Annotated in this window: 13 protein-coding genes; 6 read left to right on the top strand and 7 right to left on the bottom strand. The window is 72.8% G+C overall.

Annotation, left to right across the window (positions count from 1 at the left end):
• Nucleotides 1-139: 139 nt before the first annotated feature.
• Nucleotides 140-985, bottom strand: a complete 846-nt coding sequence (locus tag AC07A6_RS37270; RefSeq protein ID WP_478780091.1) for a (2Fe-2S)-binding protein — start codon at nt 983-985, stop codon at nt 140-142.
• 247 nt (nt 986-1232) lie between these two features.
• On the opposite strand from AC07A6_RS37270, the gene AC07A6_RS37265 reads away from it, so the two are divergent.
• Genes AC07A6_RS37265 through AC07A6_RS37245 form a run of 5 tightly spaced genes read left to right on the top strand, consistent with a single transcriptional unit; the run spans nt 1233 to nt 8536 of the window.
• Nucleotides 1233-2432, top strand: a complete 1200-nt coding sequence (locus AC07A6_RS37265) for an ATP-grasp domain-containing protein (protein WP_478780090.1) — start codon at nt 1233-1235, stop codon at nt 2430-2432.
• Nucleotides 2429-4216, top strand: a complete 1788-nt coding sequence (locus AC07A6_RS37260) for an IucA/IucC family protein (protein WP_478780089.1) — start codon at nt 2429-2431, stop codon at nt 4214-4216. Before AC07A6_RS37265 ends, AC07A6_RS37260 begins: the two co-directional genes overlap by 4 nt.
• A complete protein-coding gene (locus tag AC07A6_RS37255; protein WP_478780088.1) occupies nt 4213-5481 on the top strand; it encodes an MFS transporter in 1269 nt (422 codons plus the stop codon). The genes AC07A6_RS37260 and AC07A6_RS37255 overlap by 4 nt, the downstream gene beginning before the upstream one ends.
• Nucleotides 5481-7295 carry an IucA/IucC family protein gene (locus AC07A6_RS37250; RefSeq protein ID WP_478780087.1) on the top strand — a complete coding sequence of 605 codons (1815 nt, stop codon included), beginning with the start codon at nt 5481-5483 and terminating at the stop codon, nt 7293-7295. Before AC07A6_RS37255 ends, AC07A6_RS37250 begins: the two co-directional genes overlap by 1 nt.
• Entirely contained in the window at nt 7292-8536 is a 1245-nt protein-coding gene (locus AC07A6_RS37245) for a type III PLP-dependent enzyme (protein ID WP_362470551.1), read from the top strand. The genes AC07A6_RS37250 and AC07A6_RS37245 overlap by 4 nt, the downstream gene beginning before the upstream one ends.
• An 81-nt stretch (nt 8537-8617) precedes the next feature.
• On the opposite strand, the gene AC07A6_RS37240 is transcribed toward AC07A6_RS37245, so the two are convergent.
• The 6 genes from AC07A6_RS37240 to AC07A6_RS37215 form a co-directional block, all read right to left on the bottom strand.
• On the bottom strand, nt 8618-8857 hold the full coding sequence (locus tag AC07A6_RS37240) for an ABC transporter permease (RefSeq protein ID WP_478780098.1): 240 nt from the start codon (nt 8855-8857) through the stop codon (nt 8618-8620).
• 27 nt (nt 8858-8884) lie between these two features.
• Nucleotides 8885-11314: a WD40/YVTN/BNR-like repeat-containing protein gene (locus tag AC07A6_RS37235; RefSeq protein ID WP_478780086.1), complete on the bottom strand. Its 2430-nt coding sequence runs from the start codon at nt 11312-11314 to the stop codon at nt 8885-8887.
• Between the two features lie 39 nt (nt 11315-11353).
• Nucleotides 11354-12037 (bottom strand): hypothetical protein, encoded by a 684-nt coding sequence (locus AC07A6_RS37230; protein ID WP_478780085.1) that lies wholly within the window; start codon nt 12035-12037, stop codon nt 11354-11356.
• Nucleotides 12038-12301: 264 nt separating this feature from the next.
• Nucleotides 12302-12598, bottom strand: a complete 297-nt coding sequence (locus AC07A6_RS37225) for a carboxypeptidase-like regulatory domain-containing protein (protein ID WP_478780084.1) — start codon at nt 12596-12598, stop codon at nt 12302-12304.
• A gap of 8 nt (nt 12599-12606) precedes the next feature.
• On the bottom strand, nt 12607-13536 hold the full coding sequence (locus AC07A6_RS37220; protein WP_478780083.1) for a trypsin-like serine peptidase: 930 nt from the start codon (nt 13534-13536) through the stop codon (nt 12607-12609).
• A gap of 450 nt (nt 13537-13986) precedes the next feature.
• Nucleotides 13987-14556: a rhodanese-like domain-containing protein gene (locus AC07A6_RS37215; protein WP_478780082.1), complete on the bottom strand. Its 570-nt coding sequence runs from the start codon at nt 14554-14556 to the stop codon at nt 13987-13989.
• A gap of 66 nt (nt 14557-14622) precedes the next feature.
• Between AC07A6_RS37215 and AC07A6_RS37210 the strand changes: the two genes are divergently transcribed.
• Nucleotides 14623-14901: a metal-sensitive transcriptional regulator gene (locus tag AC07A6_RS37210; RefSeq protein WP_362470562.1), complete on the top strand. Its 279-nt coding sequence runs from the start codon at nt 14623-14625 to the stop codon at nt 14899-14901.
• Nucleotides 14902-14984 lie beyond the last annotated feature (83 nt).

Raw genomic sequence — 14984 nt, 5'->3', positions numbered from 1 at the left:
CCCCGGCTACCCCCCACCAAGCACCCCCCCCCCCCCCCCCCCCCCCCCCCCCCCCGCCCACCCCCCCCCCCCCCCCCCCCCGGGGCCGTCGTGCGTTCGCGGGGCGCGTCCGGCCGGCGCCCGCCCAGCCGGCGCCCGCTCAGCCGGCGTCGTCGATACGGCGGATCCGCTCCCCGTCACAGGTCCGGGGGCAGGTCGCGCACGCCCGGGCCGAGTCCAGCGTGTAGTACATGCAGCAGCCGAGCCGGGTGCGCGTCGGGTGCGTACGTCCGTCACGCGTCGCGAGCCGCCTGAAGTCCGCGCCGCCGGGGAAGGGTGCGATCGCCGTCGGCAGCAGCTCGGTCGCCTCCCGTACGGACCGCTCCTCCTGGCCGAGGACGCGGCCCAGGTACCAGATCCCGGAGACGAGGTCGTCGGCGGCCATGCCCCACAGGGCCCGGTCCCGGCGCCGCACCCGCGGCCCGGCGGCCGCCAGCAGCGGCCGCACGTGATCGGCGACGGCCGCGCGCAGCTCGGCGCGCAGCGCCTCCTCGTCCGCCACGACCCGGACCCCCGGCAGCCGCGCGGCGCTGTCGCCGGGCAGACAGGCGAACCCGGCCCCCGGCACGACCTCGAACGCGCCGGTCGCCAGGTCCACGCGCACCTCGCGCGGGCGGACCCGGGGCACGCGCCGTTCCAGGTACCAGGCGCCGCTCATCAGCAGGCTGACGGACCAGAGGTAGTCGTGCAGGGCGCGCGAGGCCGCGACGTCGGGGCGCGGCTCGTGCCCGTGGCCGGCCCGGATGCGGGCGGCCTCGGCCGCGACGAAGGCGTCCAGGGCCTCGGGGTCCTCCGCCAGCGCGGCGCCGCTGACGCCCCGCCCGGGCCCGCCGGCGGCCACGTGGAGGTCCAGGGCCGGGCAGTGGTCCGCGAGGCGCCCGTACGTCCGTGCGAGCAGGGCGGCGGCGCCCGGGGCGGCGGTCGCGGTGCGGGAGAGCGCGGTCATCGGTTCCCGATCATGTGCGGTGGGGAGCTCTGGCGTGAAGGCAATAGGTAAGGCTTACCTTAGCGCAATGTCTTATGATCATGGTCGCCACGTCAGGTCCTGTGTCGCCAGGGCAAGTTGAGGCTAAGGGTTGGCTAACCTAAGCTGACCTTGGCGCCGGACGCGGACGCCGTCGGTGCATCGGCATGCCTGAAAACAGCCACCGACGCAACCCCACAGCTCAGGACTCGGAAGGGGCTCCAGCCCAATGCGGTTGTACCTGCTCGCGCTCAACCCGACGGACTCGGTCACCGAAGGATTCCTCCCCGCCGCCGCTCGACTCGGCCTCGAGGTCACCCTCCTCACCGACCGGCCCGACGCGCACGGCGAGGTGGCGCCGGACGTGGAGGTCCTGGAGTGCGACGTACGCGACTTCCGCGCCGTCATCACCCGGATATCGACCCACCACGCGCCCGATGCGGTCTTCACCAACAGCGACCACCTCCAGACCCAGGCGGCCCTCGCGGCCGACTACTTCGGCCTCCCGGCCAAGGACTGGCGGGCGACCCTGCGGGTCAAGGACAAGGCCCAGATGCGCCGCCACCTCGCCGGGACCGGACTCGACGCCGTCTGGTCCACGGAACTGGCCCCCGGCCGGGACCCGGCCGGCCTCACTGCCCTCGACGTGCCCTATCCCTGCGTGGTCAAGCCCCGCGAGGGCGTGGCCAGCGAGGACGTGGTGCTGGTCGACGGGCCCGAGGACCTCGTCCTGCGCTGCAAGGAGATCCAGGTCCGCCGCCCCGAGGCCGCCCTGGTGGTGGAGGAGTACCTGGCCGGCGACCTGCGCAGCCTGGAGACCCTCGGCGACGGCCGGATCCGCCACGTGCTGGGCGGCTTCCGGACCCGGCTGTCCCCGCCGCCCTACTTCATCGAGGAGCGCTGCACCTTCGTCGCCGCCCACCCCGAACCGGTCGTCGCGCAGATCCTGGCCCAGCTCGACGCCCTCGGCGTCGGATTCGGCATCTGCCACACCGAGTTCGTCGTCGACGGCGACGGCCGGGCCCGCATCATCGAGGTCAACTACCGGGCCATCGGGGACCAGGCCGACCTGATGCTCGCCCAGCTGCTGGACATCCCGCTGTTCGAACACGTCCTGCGCACGCACCTCGGGGAGCCGCTCCCCGCGGACCTCGGCGCGCGCACGGACGGCGTCGCCCTCGTCGACAACCCCTGCGCCAAGAGCGCCGGCACGCTCACCGCCGCGCCCCAGGCCGCCGACCTCGTCGTGGACGGTGTCGAGCTGACCTACCGTCCGCTGCGCGCGGTGGGCGAGCGGCACGAGCTCTACCACACCAACCGCGACTTCATCGGAGCCCTGCGCGCCCTCGGACGCGACACCGACCAGGAGACGGTCGACCGCGTCGTCGCCGAATTCCTCGCCGCCCAGCGCTGGGAGATCACCCCGTGAGCACGACGACCCAGGCCGCCGCCCAGGCCGCCCCCGCCACCACCGAGGCGGAACTCCTGCTCCGCGTCCTCGGCGCCCTCCTCCGCGAGGACGTCGTCGGCCTGCGCACCCGCACCACCCTCCTCGACCGCCCCGACGGCCGCTGGCTGCGGCTGCCGGCCGAGGACGGCGACGCCCTGCTCCTCCCGGTCACCGAGGACGGCTACCAGAGCGTCCACGCCGCCCGCCTGCCCCAGCTCGTCCGCGAGTCCGACGGCCGCGAACTGACCACCCACGACGAGGTCCTCGAAGCGCTCGCCGCGCTCGCCGACCCCGTCGACCGCGGGGGCTTCGACGCCTTCGCCGAGGAGTGCCGCCAGACCCTCGCCACCATGCGGCTGCACGCCGACACCGCCGACGAGGCCGGCGCCGCGCTGACCGCCCGCCACGGCGCCGACCCCGCCGACTGGACCGGCCTGACGGGCGGGCTGGCCCACGACACCCTCGCCGCCCGCCTCGACCACCCGGTCTACCCCACCGCACGCGGCCGCTCCGGCCTCGACGAGAGCCAACTGCGCGCCTACGCCCCGGAGTTCCACCCGAGCTTCGCGCTGCGCTGGATCGCCGTCCCGCAGGACGCCCTCACGGTGGCCGGCGGCCCCGACGCGCTGCCCTCCGTCTGGCCCACCCCCGCCGCGCTCGGCCTGCCCGGCCTCGACGGAAGCCACCTCGCCCTCCCCGTCCACCCGCTCACCGTCGGCGCCCCGCTGGACGAGGCCCTGAGCGCCGCCGGCCTCGCCGGACGCGCCGTCCTCGCCGAGCGCCCGTACCTCGACGTCGTCCCCACGCTGTCCATGCGCACGGTCGCCGTCACCGAAGACCCCACCCTGCACATCAAGGTCCCGATGGCCACCGCCACCCTGGGCCTGCGCAACCGCCGCATCATCCGGCCCGGCTTCCTCGCCGACGGGGTCGCGGGCCAGCGCCTCGTGGAAGCCGTCGTCGCCCGCGAACCGCGGTTCCAGGGCGTCGTCCTGCACGCCGACGAGACCGTCTACGCGCACGCCGGACACGAGCTCCTCGCCGCGCTCTGCCGCCGCTACCCGGCCGGCCTGGAGAACGCCGTCGTCACCCCGCTCGCCGCGCTCCTCGCCGAGGCCCCCGGCGGCCGGCTGCTGATCGACCACCTCGCCGACCGCTTCTACGGCGGCGACCCGGTGGCCCTGCTCGACGCCTACCTGCGACTGCTGTTCGACTGGCAGACCACCCTCTTCGGCTACGGCGCCGCCCTGGAATCCCACCAGCAGAACATCTCCCTGGTCCTCGACCGGGACCCGGCCGGCGACACCCGCCTGCGGCTGCTGTTCAAGGACGACGACGGCCCGCGCGTCCACGCCGCCCGCGTCCGCGCCGCCCTCGGCGCCGACGCCCCCCTCGGCTTCGACGACCCCCGCGCCTTCTGCGAGGACGACCGCCCCCTCACCGACCTGTTCACCACCATCACCCTGCACCTGTGCGCCGGCTCGTACGCCTTCGGCCTCGCCCGGCACGGCCGCGCCGGCACCGGAGCCCTGCTGGACCTCGTACGCGACCGGCTCGCCGAGGCCGCCGAACGACTCGGCACCGCCCCCGGCGAACCGGGCGCCGTACTGCGCGCCCGCGTCCTGGACGCACCCGAGCTGCCCGTCAAGGCGATGGTCACCGCCGGCACCCTGCTCAGCAAGGAGCGCTCGGGCGCCGCCGACATCAACAAGCACTACACCACCGGCCCCAACTACCTGCTGCGGCCGGAGGGTTCGCGATGAGCATCGCCACCGGCCGGCGGGAGGCGGCGCCGGCCGGGGCCGAGCCCCGCCCCGTCCTCGGCCGCAGACAGGTGCACGCGGTGGCCGGCTGCTACTTCGTGGCCTCCTTCGCAGCCCTCGGCCTGCCGCCCTTCCTCACCGAGATCCTCCCGGAACTCGGCGACCGCGACGCGAGCTGGGCCGGCGTGCTCTACATCGTCCCCACCATCTTCGCCGCCGTCGGCGCCCCCTTCTGGGGGCGGCTCGCCGACCGGTTCGGCCGCAAACGGCTCCTGTTGCGCGCCCAGCTGGGCCTGGCCGTGTCGTTCCTGCTGGCCGGCTGGGCCGACTCGATCGCCACCTTCACCGTCGCCCTGATCCTCCAGGGGATCCTCGGCGGCACCTTCGCCGCCTCCAACGGCTACCTGGGCGCCTCCCTGGAGGGCCCGCAGCTGTCCAAGGCGCTGACCCTGATGCAGGGCGCCGCGCGCGCCGCGCTGGTCTTCGCCCCCATCGTGGTCGGCAGCCTCTCGCCCTGGCTGTCCCCGCACCGCCAGTACGCCCTGCTCGCCGTCCTCCCGCTGACGGCCGCGGCGCTGATCGCCGCGCTGCCCGAATCCCGCGGGATGCGGGCGGAGCCCCGTAAGCCCGAGGCCGACGGGGCGGGGCTCCCGGCCGCCGCCGAGGAGACGGGCCGCGGGCGCACCACCTCCCTGCGCGGGCTCTACGCCCTGGAGTTCGCCTTCGTCTTCTCCACGGTCATCTCCTTCCCGTACCTGATCTCCTTCGTCGAGGAGCGGATCCCCGGCACCTCGCCGCTGGTCTCCGGCATCCTCTTCGCCCTGCCCCACCTCTGCTACCTCGCCGCCGCGATGTGGGTCCACTCGGTCTTCCACCGGCGCCCCCGCCTCGGCGTGGCGCTCGGCTTCGCCTGCATAGCCCTCGGGCTCGCGGGACACGGCCTGGCCCACTCCCTCGCCACCCTGGCGGCCGTCCGCCTGCTGCTCGGCGCGGGCCTCACCCTCGGCCTCGTCTGCCTCTCCGTGATGGCCTCCGACTGCGCCAAGGGCCGCGCCCCCGGCGGGCTGTTCGGCTCGATCGAGTTCTTCTCCAAGGCCGGAGCCGTCGTCGCCGGCCTCGCCGCCGCCGCCGGCAACAGCCTGTACGGGCCCTCCGCGCCCGTGCTCACCGGCACCGCCGTGGCCGTGGTCACCGTCTGCGCGACCGCCGTCCCGGCCCTCGACCTCCGTTCCCTCCGCTCTCTCCGCACCCGCTGGAGCCGTTGATGTCCCTGACCGATGCAATCGATGCGATCGGTGCCGCCCCCGTCGCCACCCGAGCCGCCGCATCCCCGGCCGGACTGCCCACGGCAGACGACGCGGTCGCCCACACCCTCCTGAACTGCCTGCTGCGCGAGCTGTCCGGACCGGAACACCAGACCGCCGTCGCCGACGGCCACCTGCTGCTGTGGCTGCCGCGTCGCGGGGTGCTGCTGCGCGCCGCCCTGCGCCGCACCTCGCTGCTGGGCGCCCACCGCTTCACCGGACCGGTGCGCGAGCGGCAGCAGGACGGCTGGGCCGAGGTCGGCTGGCGCCGCCTCGCCGAGTACGTTCAGGACGAACTCGCGCTGCGCACCGACGTCCACAACGAGGAGTTCCTCGACCAGATCGCCTCCAGCCACGAGGCCGTGTCGGCCGCCCTCGCCGTACGCGCCGGCCGGCCCGACACGGACACCGAGGTCGGCGACGGCGACACGCTCGCCGCCTACCTGGAGTCCGAGCAGTCCCTCATCCTCGGGCACCGCTTCCACCCCACTCCCAAGGCCCGCAGCGGCGACACCGCCTCCTGGCTCGCGTACGCCCCCGAGACGGGTGCCTCCTTCCGGCTGCGCCACCTCGCCGTCCGCGAGCACCTGGTCATCGAGGAAACCGCCCAGGACGGCGCGACCCGGCCCCTCGACGCCCTCGCCGACGAGGTCCCCGAGGGCTACCGGCTGCTGCCCGCGCACCCCTGGCAGTACGAGATGCTCGGCGAGCACCCCGGCCTGCGGGCGGCCCTCGAACGCGGCGACATCCTCGACCTCGGCGACGGGGGCGAGCCCTTCGCCGCCACCGCCTCGGTCCGCACGCTGTACGACGGGAACACCTTCCTGAAGTTCAGCCTCAACGTCCGCATCACCAACTGCCTGCGCAAGAACGCCAGTTACGAGCTGTCCGGCGCGGTCGCCCTGACCCGGCTGCTGGCCCCCGTCCTGGAGGAGCTGGAGACCCGCTTCCCCGGCACCGCCATGCTCCGAGAGCCCGCCTACCGCAGCATCGCGCTGCCCGGCCCCGACGGCACCCCCGACCGGGCCCTCCTCGAAGGCTTCGGCGTCATCGTCCGCGAGGGCCTGCACGCCCGGCTCATGCCCGGCACCACCCCGCTGCTGGCCGCCGCCGTCGCCGACGAGTACCCCACCGGGCCCGGACACATCTCCCGCCTCGTCGACACCACCGACCCGCAGGCCGCCCTCGACTGGTGGGCCGCGTACGTGAAGCTGCTCGTCCCGCCCGTCCTGTCCGCGTACTTCGACCACGGCCTGGTCCTGGAGCCACACCTGCAGAACGTCGTCGTCTGCGTCGACGACGAGGGCATGCCCGCCCAGGTCCTCTTCCGCGACCTCGAAGGCACCAAGCTCGTCCCCGAGCACCACGCCGACCTCCTCGCCAGCCTCCCGGCCGAGGTCGCCGGCCCCATGACGTACGACGCCCAGCGCGGCTGGGACCGCGTCGTGTACTGCCTCCTCGTCAACCACATCGCCGAGATGCTCGCCGCCCTCGCCGACCTGCACCCGCAGACCGAAGCCGCCCTGTGGGACCGGGTCCGCGCCACCGTCCAGGAGCACGCCGACCGCCACGGCTGCCCGCCGCGCCTGGCCGCCCTCCTGGCCGGCGTGCCGCTGCCCGCCAAGGCGAACCTGCTCACCCGCTGGGAGCGCAAGGCCGACCGCGAGGCCGGCTACGTCCGCCTGGCCTCCCCGCTCACCGAGGACGTGCTGTCCCAGGTCCTGCGCGGCCACACCGAAGACGCCCACGCCGACGACGCCCGGAGCACCCGTTGACCGCCCCCACCGCAGCCGTGCGCGAACGCGCCCTCGGCCTCCCCGCCACGGAACTGCCCGCCTACCTCTACGACCTGACGGCCCTGCGCGAACACGCCGCCGCCGTACGGGCCGCCCTGCCCGAGCGCGTCGAGCTGTACTACGCGGCCAAGGCCAATCCGGAAGCCGAGATCCTCGCCGCCCTCGAACCGTACGTCGACGGCTACGAGGTCTCCTCCGGCGGCGAACTCGCCCACGTCGCCAAGGCGGTCCCGGGCCGCCCGCTGGCCTTCGGCGGCCCCGGCAAGACCCCCGCCGAGATCGTCTCCGCCCTCGAACTGGGCGTGGACCGCTTCCACGTGGAGAGCCTGTACGAGCTCCACATGCTGGCCGACCTCGTCGCCCGCACCACCCCCGGCACCCCGGACACGGCCCCCAGGGGGGTCCTGCTCCGCTTCAACCTGCCCCTGGCCGCCGCCTCCCTCGAAGGCAGCTCCCTCGCCATGGGCGGCCGCCCCACCCCCTTCGGCCTGGACCCCGCCGACGCCGACAGGGCCGTACGCCTGCTCACCGACGGCACCTACCCGCAGCTGCGCCTCCTCGGCGTCCACGCCCACCTCGCCAGCGGCCTCGACGCCCCCGAGCAGCTCGCGGTCGCCGAGTCCGTGCTCGCCTGGGCGACCGGCCTCGCCGCCCGCCACGGCGTCGAGTTCGCCGAGGTCAACGTGGGCGGCGGCATGAGCGTCGACTACGCGGACCCGGAATCCCGCTTCGACTGGACGGCCTACGGCCAGGGCCTGGCCCGGCTCGTCGACGCCCACCCGGGCCTGACCCTGCGCATCGAGCCCGGCCGCGCCATGACCGCGTACTGCGGCTGGTACGCCACCGACGTCCTGGACGTGAAGCACAGCCACGGCGAGGAGTTCGCGGTGGTCCGCGGCGGCACCCACCACCTGCGCACCCCCGCCACCAAGGGCCACGACCAGCCCTGCACCGTCCTCCCGGTGGACGGATGGCCCCACCCCTGGCCCAGGCCCGCCGCCGGCGCGGAACGGGTCAGCCTCACCGGCCAGCTGTGCACCCCGAAGGACCTGCTCGCCCGCGGCGTACCGGCACCCGGCCTGCGCGCCGGGGACCGAGTGGCCTTCGGCCTCGCGGGCGCCTACGCCTGGAACATCTCGCACCACGACTTCCTGATGCACCCGCGGCCCGGCTTCCACTTCCTGCGGTCCGACGAGGCGGAGCAGGCCAACGCGTCATGAACGGCCCTGCCCCCGGCGGGAGGACCGGCCGGGGGCACGTCGTAGGGGTCCGCGTTCTGGGCCCGCTCGACGCGCCGGACCTCAGGTCTGCAGAACGCGCGCCCTGCGGTATTCGGCGCGGGCGAGTAGCGAGAACGTGATCGTGGCGCAGAGCGCGACCCCGACGATGACCCACTCGAGCGCCCCGCTGTGCTGGTCGGGATCGACTCCGAAGACCGACTCGATCCAGTCAGGCCAGATGGCAGTCAACAGGAGCAGCAATCCGCTGAGGGCGGCGGCGATCGCCTCGATCCAGCCGCGCGCACGTATGTTGCGCATCATCGTGCTCACCTTCGCAATCGAAGACCGTCAGACCGGGGAGAGATCGATCCGGAACATGCCGCGGCCGTGGGTCACGCAGACGAGGGTCTCGTCCATCCAGAACAGGTCGTCGACCGAGCAGTTGGTGGGGCCCTCGTTCGTCGGAGACCAGGTCGTACCGGCGTCCTCGCTCGCGAACAGGCCTATTTCGGTTCCGCAGTACAGGAAATCGTGACGCCGGGGATGCACGGCGAGAGCCCGTACGGGAGCGGCGGGCAGCGTGGCGGAGAGGTCGGTCCACTGTGCGCCACCGTCACGCGTCACCCACAGGTTGCCGGGCTCGAACCCGCCGAAGGCGACGTAGGCGGTCTTCACGTCCGTCGGGTGGGCAGTGATGGACGCGCAGTACCGCTGTGGCCGTAGCGGACTCGGACCGATCACTCCGACGCGGTCCCAGGTCGGGGTCGGCGCCGATCCGTTGGCCGTGCGGAAGACCATGCCGTTCCGGTGTCCCACCCACACCACATCGGAGTCTGCGGGGGCCACGGCGAGCGCGGTGATCAGTGATCCCGCGCTGGGCTTGATCGACTGCCAGCTGGGTCCCGAGGTCGGCGTGTTCGGTGCCTTCGCGTTGTTCGTCCGCCACAGCGACAGGCCCCCGGCCAGCAGCCGTTGCGGGTTTCCGGGATCCATGACGAACGGTGCGATGAAGAGCGCCTTCTGGTTCTTGGCGTCGGGGATGCGGAACGGCAGCGGTTTCCAGTCCCAGCCGGGAATCGCGGGGTTCCAGAACTGGCCGCTGATGTACCGGTCGGGGTCATTGGTGGCACCGCCGTCGTCGTTGCGGTGGATGTTCAGGAAGACGTACTCGCCGTACAGGACGTCGGGGTCGGTCGGATCGCACGCGCACCAGCCGCCGTCACCGCCCTGGAACTCCGTCCACCCCTCGGTCCCGGCCGCGGGATCGAAGCAGAGCGTTCCGTTGTCCTGCGCGCCGCCGATGATCTTTCCGCTGGTGGTGCTGCCGGCGCCGCCGTAGAACTGCGTGACGCCATAGTTGTTGACCAGCTCGGTCCAGCCGAAGACGAACGGCGCCTTCGGTTCCGTACCGACCTCCGCGAGGTCTGCCGCCTTGAACACCCCGCCGTCGTTGCCGAAGAACACCGTTCTGTTGTCGACCCCGTCGTAGGAAGGGTGCGAAACGATGGCGTGGTGATCGGCGTGCGCCGAGTCCGGGTCCCACCAGGTGCTGATCTCGGTCAGGTGATCCCCGCCGTCCGTGCTGCGCCACAGGTCGACACCACCGGTGACGAGCAGATCCGCGTCCGTCGGATCCCCGGCCCAGATCGCGTTGCTGTACCAGCCCTGGTCGCCCAGGTAGTCGGCAACCTGGCCGCTCGGGGTCCGGGTCTTCCTGCTCTTGTAGGTCTTGCCTCCGTCGGTGGAGCGCCAGATCTGACCGGTCTGTGCCTGTACCGAGGCGTATACGACCTTCGGGTCCTTCACCGCGTAGGCCAGTTCCACCCGGCCCGACCACGGACCGTGCGCCCCGGCCTGCCAGGTGAGCCCGCCGTCGGTGCTGAACCACGCCTCGCCCGCGTCGAGTGCGCCGGCGACCGCCCGGTCGTCACCGCCCGGTTCGAAGGCGACCTGGCCGAGGGGGATGCCCAGAACCCGGGTCCATGCCGCCCGTGCCGGATCAGAGCTGCGGAAGAGGCCTCTGTCGGTGGCCGCGAGGACTACGGCGCCCGATGCGGACACCGCGATCCGGTTCACGGCACGGAAGTCCGGGGTCTGCGTCGCCGGCAGGGGCGCCCATGTGGTCGCGTCGGTGGTGCGGAAGATGCCGTTGCCGCGGAGGGCGTCGGTGTTCGAGAATCCCTCGCCGGTGCCCACGTAGATCGTCGAGGGGTTGGCGGGGTCCATCGTCATGCACGCGCAGGCGAGGTTGCCGAGGAAGTCGTCCACGGGTGCCCATTTCGCGCCACCGTTGCGGGTGATCCAAACGCCGCCGCCGGCGCTCGCGGCCCACATCTTGGCCGGATGACCGGGGTCGACCACGATGGCCCGGGTGCGGCCGCCGATGTTGCCGGGGCCGAGCCACTCCCACTGGGTGAGCGTCATGCCGGCCGTCGGCGACGGCCGGTCCGCACGCGCGCCGCGGTGACGGCCCGTGGGCACACCGGCCGTCTGCGGAGCCGGGGCGGTGCTCCGCGCCAGGGAGCGCATCCGGGCACGTGCCGTCCCCTGGGCATCCGGTGGCACTTCCCCGTCATCTCCACGCTGCTGTTCGAGCCGGAACTGCACTCGCGCATTGGGCAGGTCTGGGTAGTCGAGGCGGCGCAGTGCCCGTCGCACGGACGTGACGGGAAGCCCGTCGAGCGTCTCGTTCGTTGCGCCCCGGCTCTTCCGGAGCAGCTGCACCTGCTCGACGCTGATGTCCTTGGCTCGGGCGAGTTGTTCGTCGGAGATGGTCATGACGCACCTCTGGGTGCAAGGGAATCCTGTTCGGTACGGCTACGGGCGGAGCTTGCGGGGACGGCTCTCGGCCGTCTCGTCGAGCACCACCTCCCAGACCGCCGAGGCGGTTCGCACGTCCACCGCCCGCAGCACGACAGCGCCTTCGCCACCGGGGCCCCGGCGGACCGTGAGCTCCAACCGCATGTCGCCGACCTGCCCGTAGTCCAGCACGTCGCGCGCGAGCCGCGACGCCGGCGGCGCGACCTCCGGCTCCGTCTCCATCTCCATCGGCGCTGTGGTCAGCTCCTCCACCGACGGGGTCGCCACGCCGACACGCAGAGCCCCATGCGCCACGAGGGGCCCGCTTCCCGCCTCAGCGAGGCCGGGCGGCGCGCCGCCCTGGTACAGGGCCCTGGCCGTCCACCGGAGCACGAGCGGGTCCTGATCAGCAGCAATATCCACGGTGAAGGCGGGCGAATCGTCCAGTGTCGGCCGAGCCCACGCGGGCAGCCCCACTGGAGGCGAGGCCCAGCGTCCGGTGCCCCCGTCCAGGTCGAGCAGCTCGACTTCCAGCACCGGTGAGGCACCGACGCGCAACGCCACCACGTTCCCGTCCACGATCGAGCAGGGCCGCAGCCCTCGGCCGTGACGCCACATCACCGCGCCGGTCTCCAGGTCCAGCGCGATGAGAGTTCCCTGACGATCGTGCACCACGGCCCGCCCGGCGGGCCCGTCGGCCACGCCGCGCGGGATCCTGGGCATGCGACCCCGATCATCGACCCTCGGAGTGGTGGGACGGTTTCTGCGAAGACGCTCCTGCCGGAGCTCACCTACCATTGTCGCCCCCGCTGCCGGGGAGCGGCAACCGGGGAAGCGCCACGGAGCCGTACACCGAGTGACGGCTGCGAGTTCGTTCCCGTCGGCGTGCAGCCGACGCTGCGTTCGGGCACGGTTCCCTCGTCGCTGCAGGTGCGTGGCCGGCAGCCAGGCCGAGGCCGCCAGGGCTCAACCAAGCCGAAGCTCCACTGAGGCCGAGGTCGCGGCCGGGGTCGTTCCCCTGGTGCCGACCTCGACCGAGGCCCGGGCGCTCCTTCCGTCCGCCGCGGTGCCCTGCACCGTGTAGACGCCCTCGGTGGACACGGAGAAGGAGAACCGGCCGTCGGCGCCGGTCAGGGCTGCGATGTCGGGGAAGGGCCCGGGCCCGTCGGCGATGGCGACGGCCACGCCCGGCACCGGATCACCGTGCGCGTCGCGCACCGCTCCGCTGATCGGGTACGTACGGCCGCCGCCATCCGCGCTCATGGGCCGGGTCACGCCTTCCAGAGCAGCAGGTTGTCGTAGACGGCCCTGGTGATGCGGGTCCCGGAGTTGACCGTCGCGCCGCCGTAGGCGTGGACCGCGATGCCGTAGCGGCCGCCGTTGTGGATGCGGTAGACGGCGCTGCCGCTCTGTCCGCCGAAGGTGTCGATGTCGTAGAAGACCTTCAGGGGGTTCACCGAGCTGATGCCTCGGCCGTCGTACCACTGGGTCCCCACGGGCTGGTCGCCCGGGTATCCGGAGATGTTGGCGGAGATCTTGAGCAGATCGGCATCCGGCCAGGCGCCGAAGCCGAACCAGCCGGTGGTGGAGCCGAGTTCGGTGGGGATGATGATGGCGCCGTAGTCGAAGTTCTCGTCGCCGCTGTTGGTCCAGCCGGTGACAGAGCGGAAGTTCGTGCTGGTGACAGAGCCGAAGGGCAGCAAGGTGCCGTTGCGGCCCGGCATGACCTGGATGCTCTTGACCCAGCCGTCGCGTCCGGGCACGCCGCTGTTCTTGATGTGCACGACGTGTCCTGCGGTGGCCAGCGTGTGTGGCCCGATGAACCAACCGGTGCCGATCCACTGAGAGTTGTCGGCTGCGGTGATGAGCAGCGAGGCGTGGGCCCGCCACGGATAGCTCGTGGTGTCCGTGATCTGGACCCGGTCGTCCGGACCGTGCACCGTCTCCAGCATGTCCAGGGGACCGAAGGAGGCCTCCCCGATGTCGGACAGCGGTGCCGTGGGCGCCACCCACGTCTCGGCCGGTACCTCGTCGAACAGGCTGCGGGTGTGGCCGACCTGTTCCAGCCCGTCGGAGGTGAAGGGTGTGGGACTGCCCTGCACACCCTCGGAGGGCCCTTCGAAGATCGGCTGTTCCGCAACGACGGTGAGCTCCTCGGGCTGGTTGGATACAGCCGTGTGCGGACCATTGGCGTTCGGCATGAAGACTCCTCGGGTGAGTCGCCTGAAGGCACGTAAGGGCATTCGAGAATGGGCCGCCCCCCACGACGGATGCACCTCAAAGACACATCAGGTCTGAGCGCCTACCGTCCGCAGGGCGCCCGGCGCGCCCCCCCAACCATGTAAAGCCGATCCGCCGTTGATCGCCACGCGACAACCGCCGGCCGTGCGCCGTCCAGGGCAGGTCGGCACCCGCGGGGGTTTCGTCGCGGCAGGGGTACGGACCGCCCCACCACGAGTGACACACAGCCCCGAACTCGCCTTCCTGGCAGCCCTGCGAGCCCGGGCCGCTGATTGGCAGGTGCCGTGGGCTCCCAGCCAGGTCGGACGGCCCGAGGAAGAGTCGTCGTTCCTCGTCCATATCAGCCAACCTTCACGAGTCGCCCGCGCATGGCTTCTTCCGGGCCTCCGGCCGAGGGGTGCCAGGGTGGATCAGGCAGCCAGGCGCAGCAGGGTCTCCTGGAAGGAGACCGTGTTCTTGGGGGGCCGGTTGTGGGGCAGCTTGGACAGGGCTGCGGCCATGCCGCAGGCGTTGGTCACGCCGGAGAGAACGAGTCCGGCGCCGATGGCCCCGGACAGCCAGTGGGCGGGTGGCCAGGCGAGGCCGGCCAGGAAGCCGACGAGGACGAGGGCGCCGGCGGCGAGGCGGACCTGGCGGTCCATGGGCCAGGTGGCGCGGGCACCGGCCGGGCGCTCGACCTCGTGGCCCATGGTGGCCCAGGTGCTGGTTCCGCCTTCGAGAGTGGCGGCTTCGATGCCCCGGGCGGCCAGCTGGGCGCAGGCCTTGGCAGACCGGGCTCCGGAGGCGCAGACGATGAGTAGCGGCGTGCGCTGCGCGGCGTTCTTCAGGACGTCGGCAGCCTCGTCCAGACGGTCCAGGGGGATGTTGTGGGCGCCGGGCAGGTGGCCGGTGGCGTACTCGCCCGGGGTACGCACGTCGATCACGGTGAGCTGACCGAAGCGGGCGGTGGCCTGGGCGGGGGTGAGTGCGGTGGTGGTCACGGAGCAGATGCCTTCCGGGCGGTCCCCCAGGGTAGGATACCCATGGGGGTATATGAGGAGGTTGGTGTGCAACTCGACATGAGTGCCGAGGAACTGAAGTCGGCGCTGAACCGGCTGCGACGGGCGCAGGGACAGCTCGCGGGAGTAATCAAGATGATCGAGGACGGCCGGGACTGCGAGGACGTCATCACGCAGCTGTCGGCGGTCTCCAAGGCGCTGGACCGGGCCGGGTTCTCGATCATCGCGACGGGCCTGCAGCAGTGCATGAGCAGCGAGGACCCGCAGGTGCAGGACTCCGCGCAGATGCGCGCCCGGCTGGAGAAGCTGTTCCTTTCGCTGGCCTGAGAGCTTTCGCGTCCGGTGGGGGGGGGGGGGGGGGGACGGGAGGACGGGGGGGGGGGGGGGGTAAAAAAAGGGGGGTCCCGTGA

Source organism: Streptomyces sp. NPDC044002 (genome assembly GCF_056434525.1).
The sequence above is the reverse complement of the archived record's forward strand: the minus strand, read 5'-3'. Positions and strand labels throughout refer to the sequence as shown.

Excerpts from the sequence above, each read along its gene's own strand:
- AC07A6_RS37270 (WP_478780091.1), bottom strand. The coding sequence starts at position 985 with ATGACCGCGCTCTCCCGCACCGCGACCGCCGCCCCGGGCGCCGCCGCC.
- AC07A6_RS37265 (WP_478780090.1), top strand. The coding sequence starts at position 1,233 with ATGCGGTTGTACCTGCTCGCGCTCAACCCGACGGACTCGGTCACCGAA.
- AC07A6_RS37255 (WP_478780088.1), top strand. The coding sequence starts at position 4,213 with ATGAGCATCGCCACCGGCCGGCGGGAGGCGGCGCCGGCCGGGGCCGAG.
- AC07A6_RS37250 (WP_478780087.1), top strand. The coding sequence starts at position 5,481 with ATGTCCCTGACCGATGCAATCGATGCGATCGGTGCCGCCCCCGTCGCC.
- AC07A6_RS37240 (WP_478780098.1), bottom strand. The coding sequence starts at position 8,857 with ATGATGCGCAACATACGTGCGCGCGGCTGGATCGAGGCGATCGCCGCC.
- AC07A6_RS37235 (WP_478780086.1), bottom strand. The coding sequence starts at position 11,314 with ATGACCATCTCCGACGAACAACTCGCCCGAGCCAAGGACATCAGCGTC.
- AC07A6_RS37225 (WP_478780084.1), bottom strand. The coding sequence starts at position 12,598 with ATGAGCGCGGATGGCGGCGGCCGTACGTACCCGATCAGCGGAGCGGTG.
- AC07A6_RS37220 (WP_478780083.1), bottom strand. The coding sequence starts at position 13,536 with ATGCCGAACGCCAATGGTCCGCACACGGCTGTATCCAACCAGCCCGAG.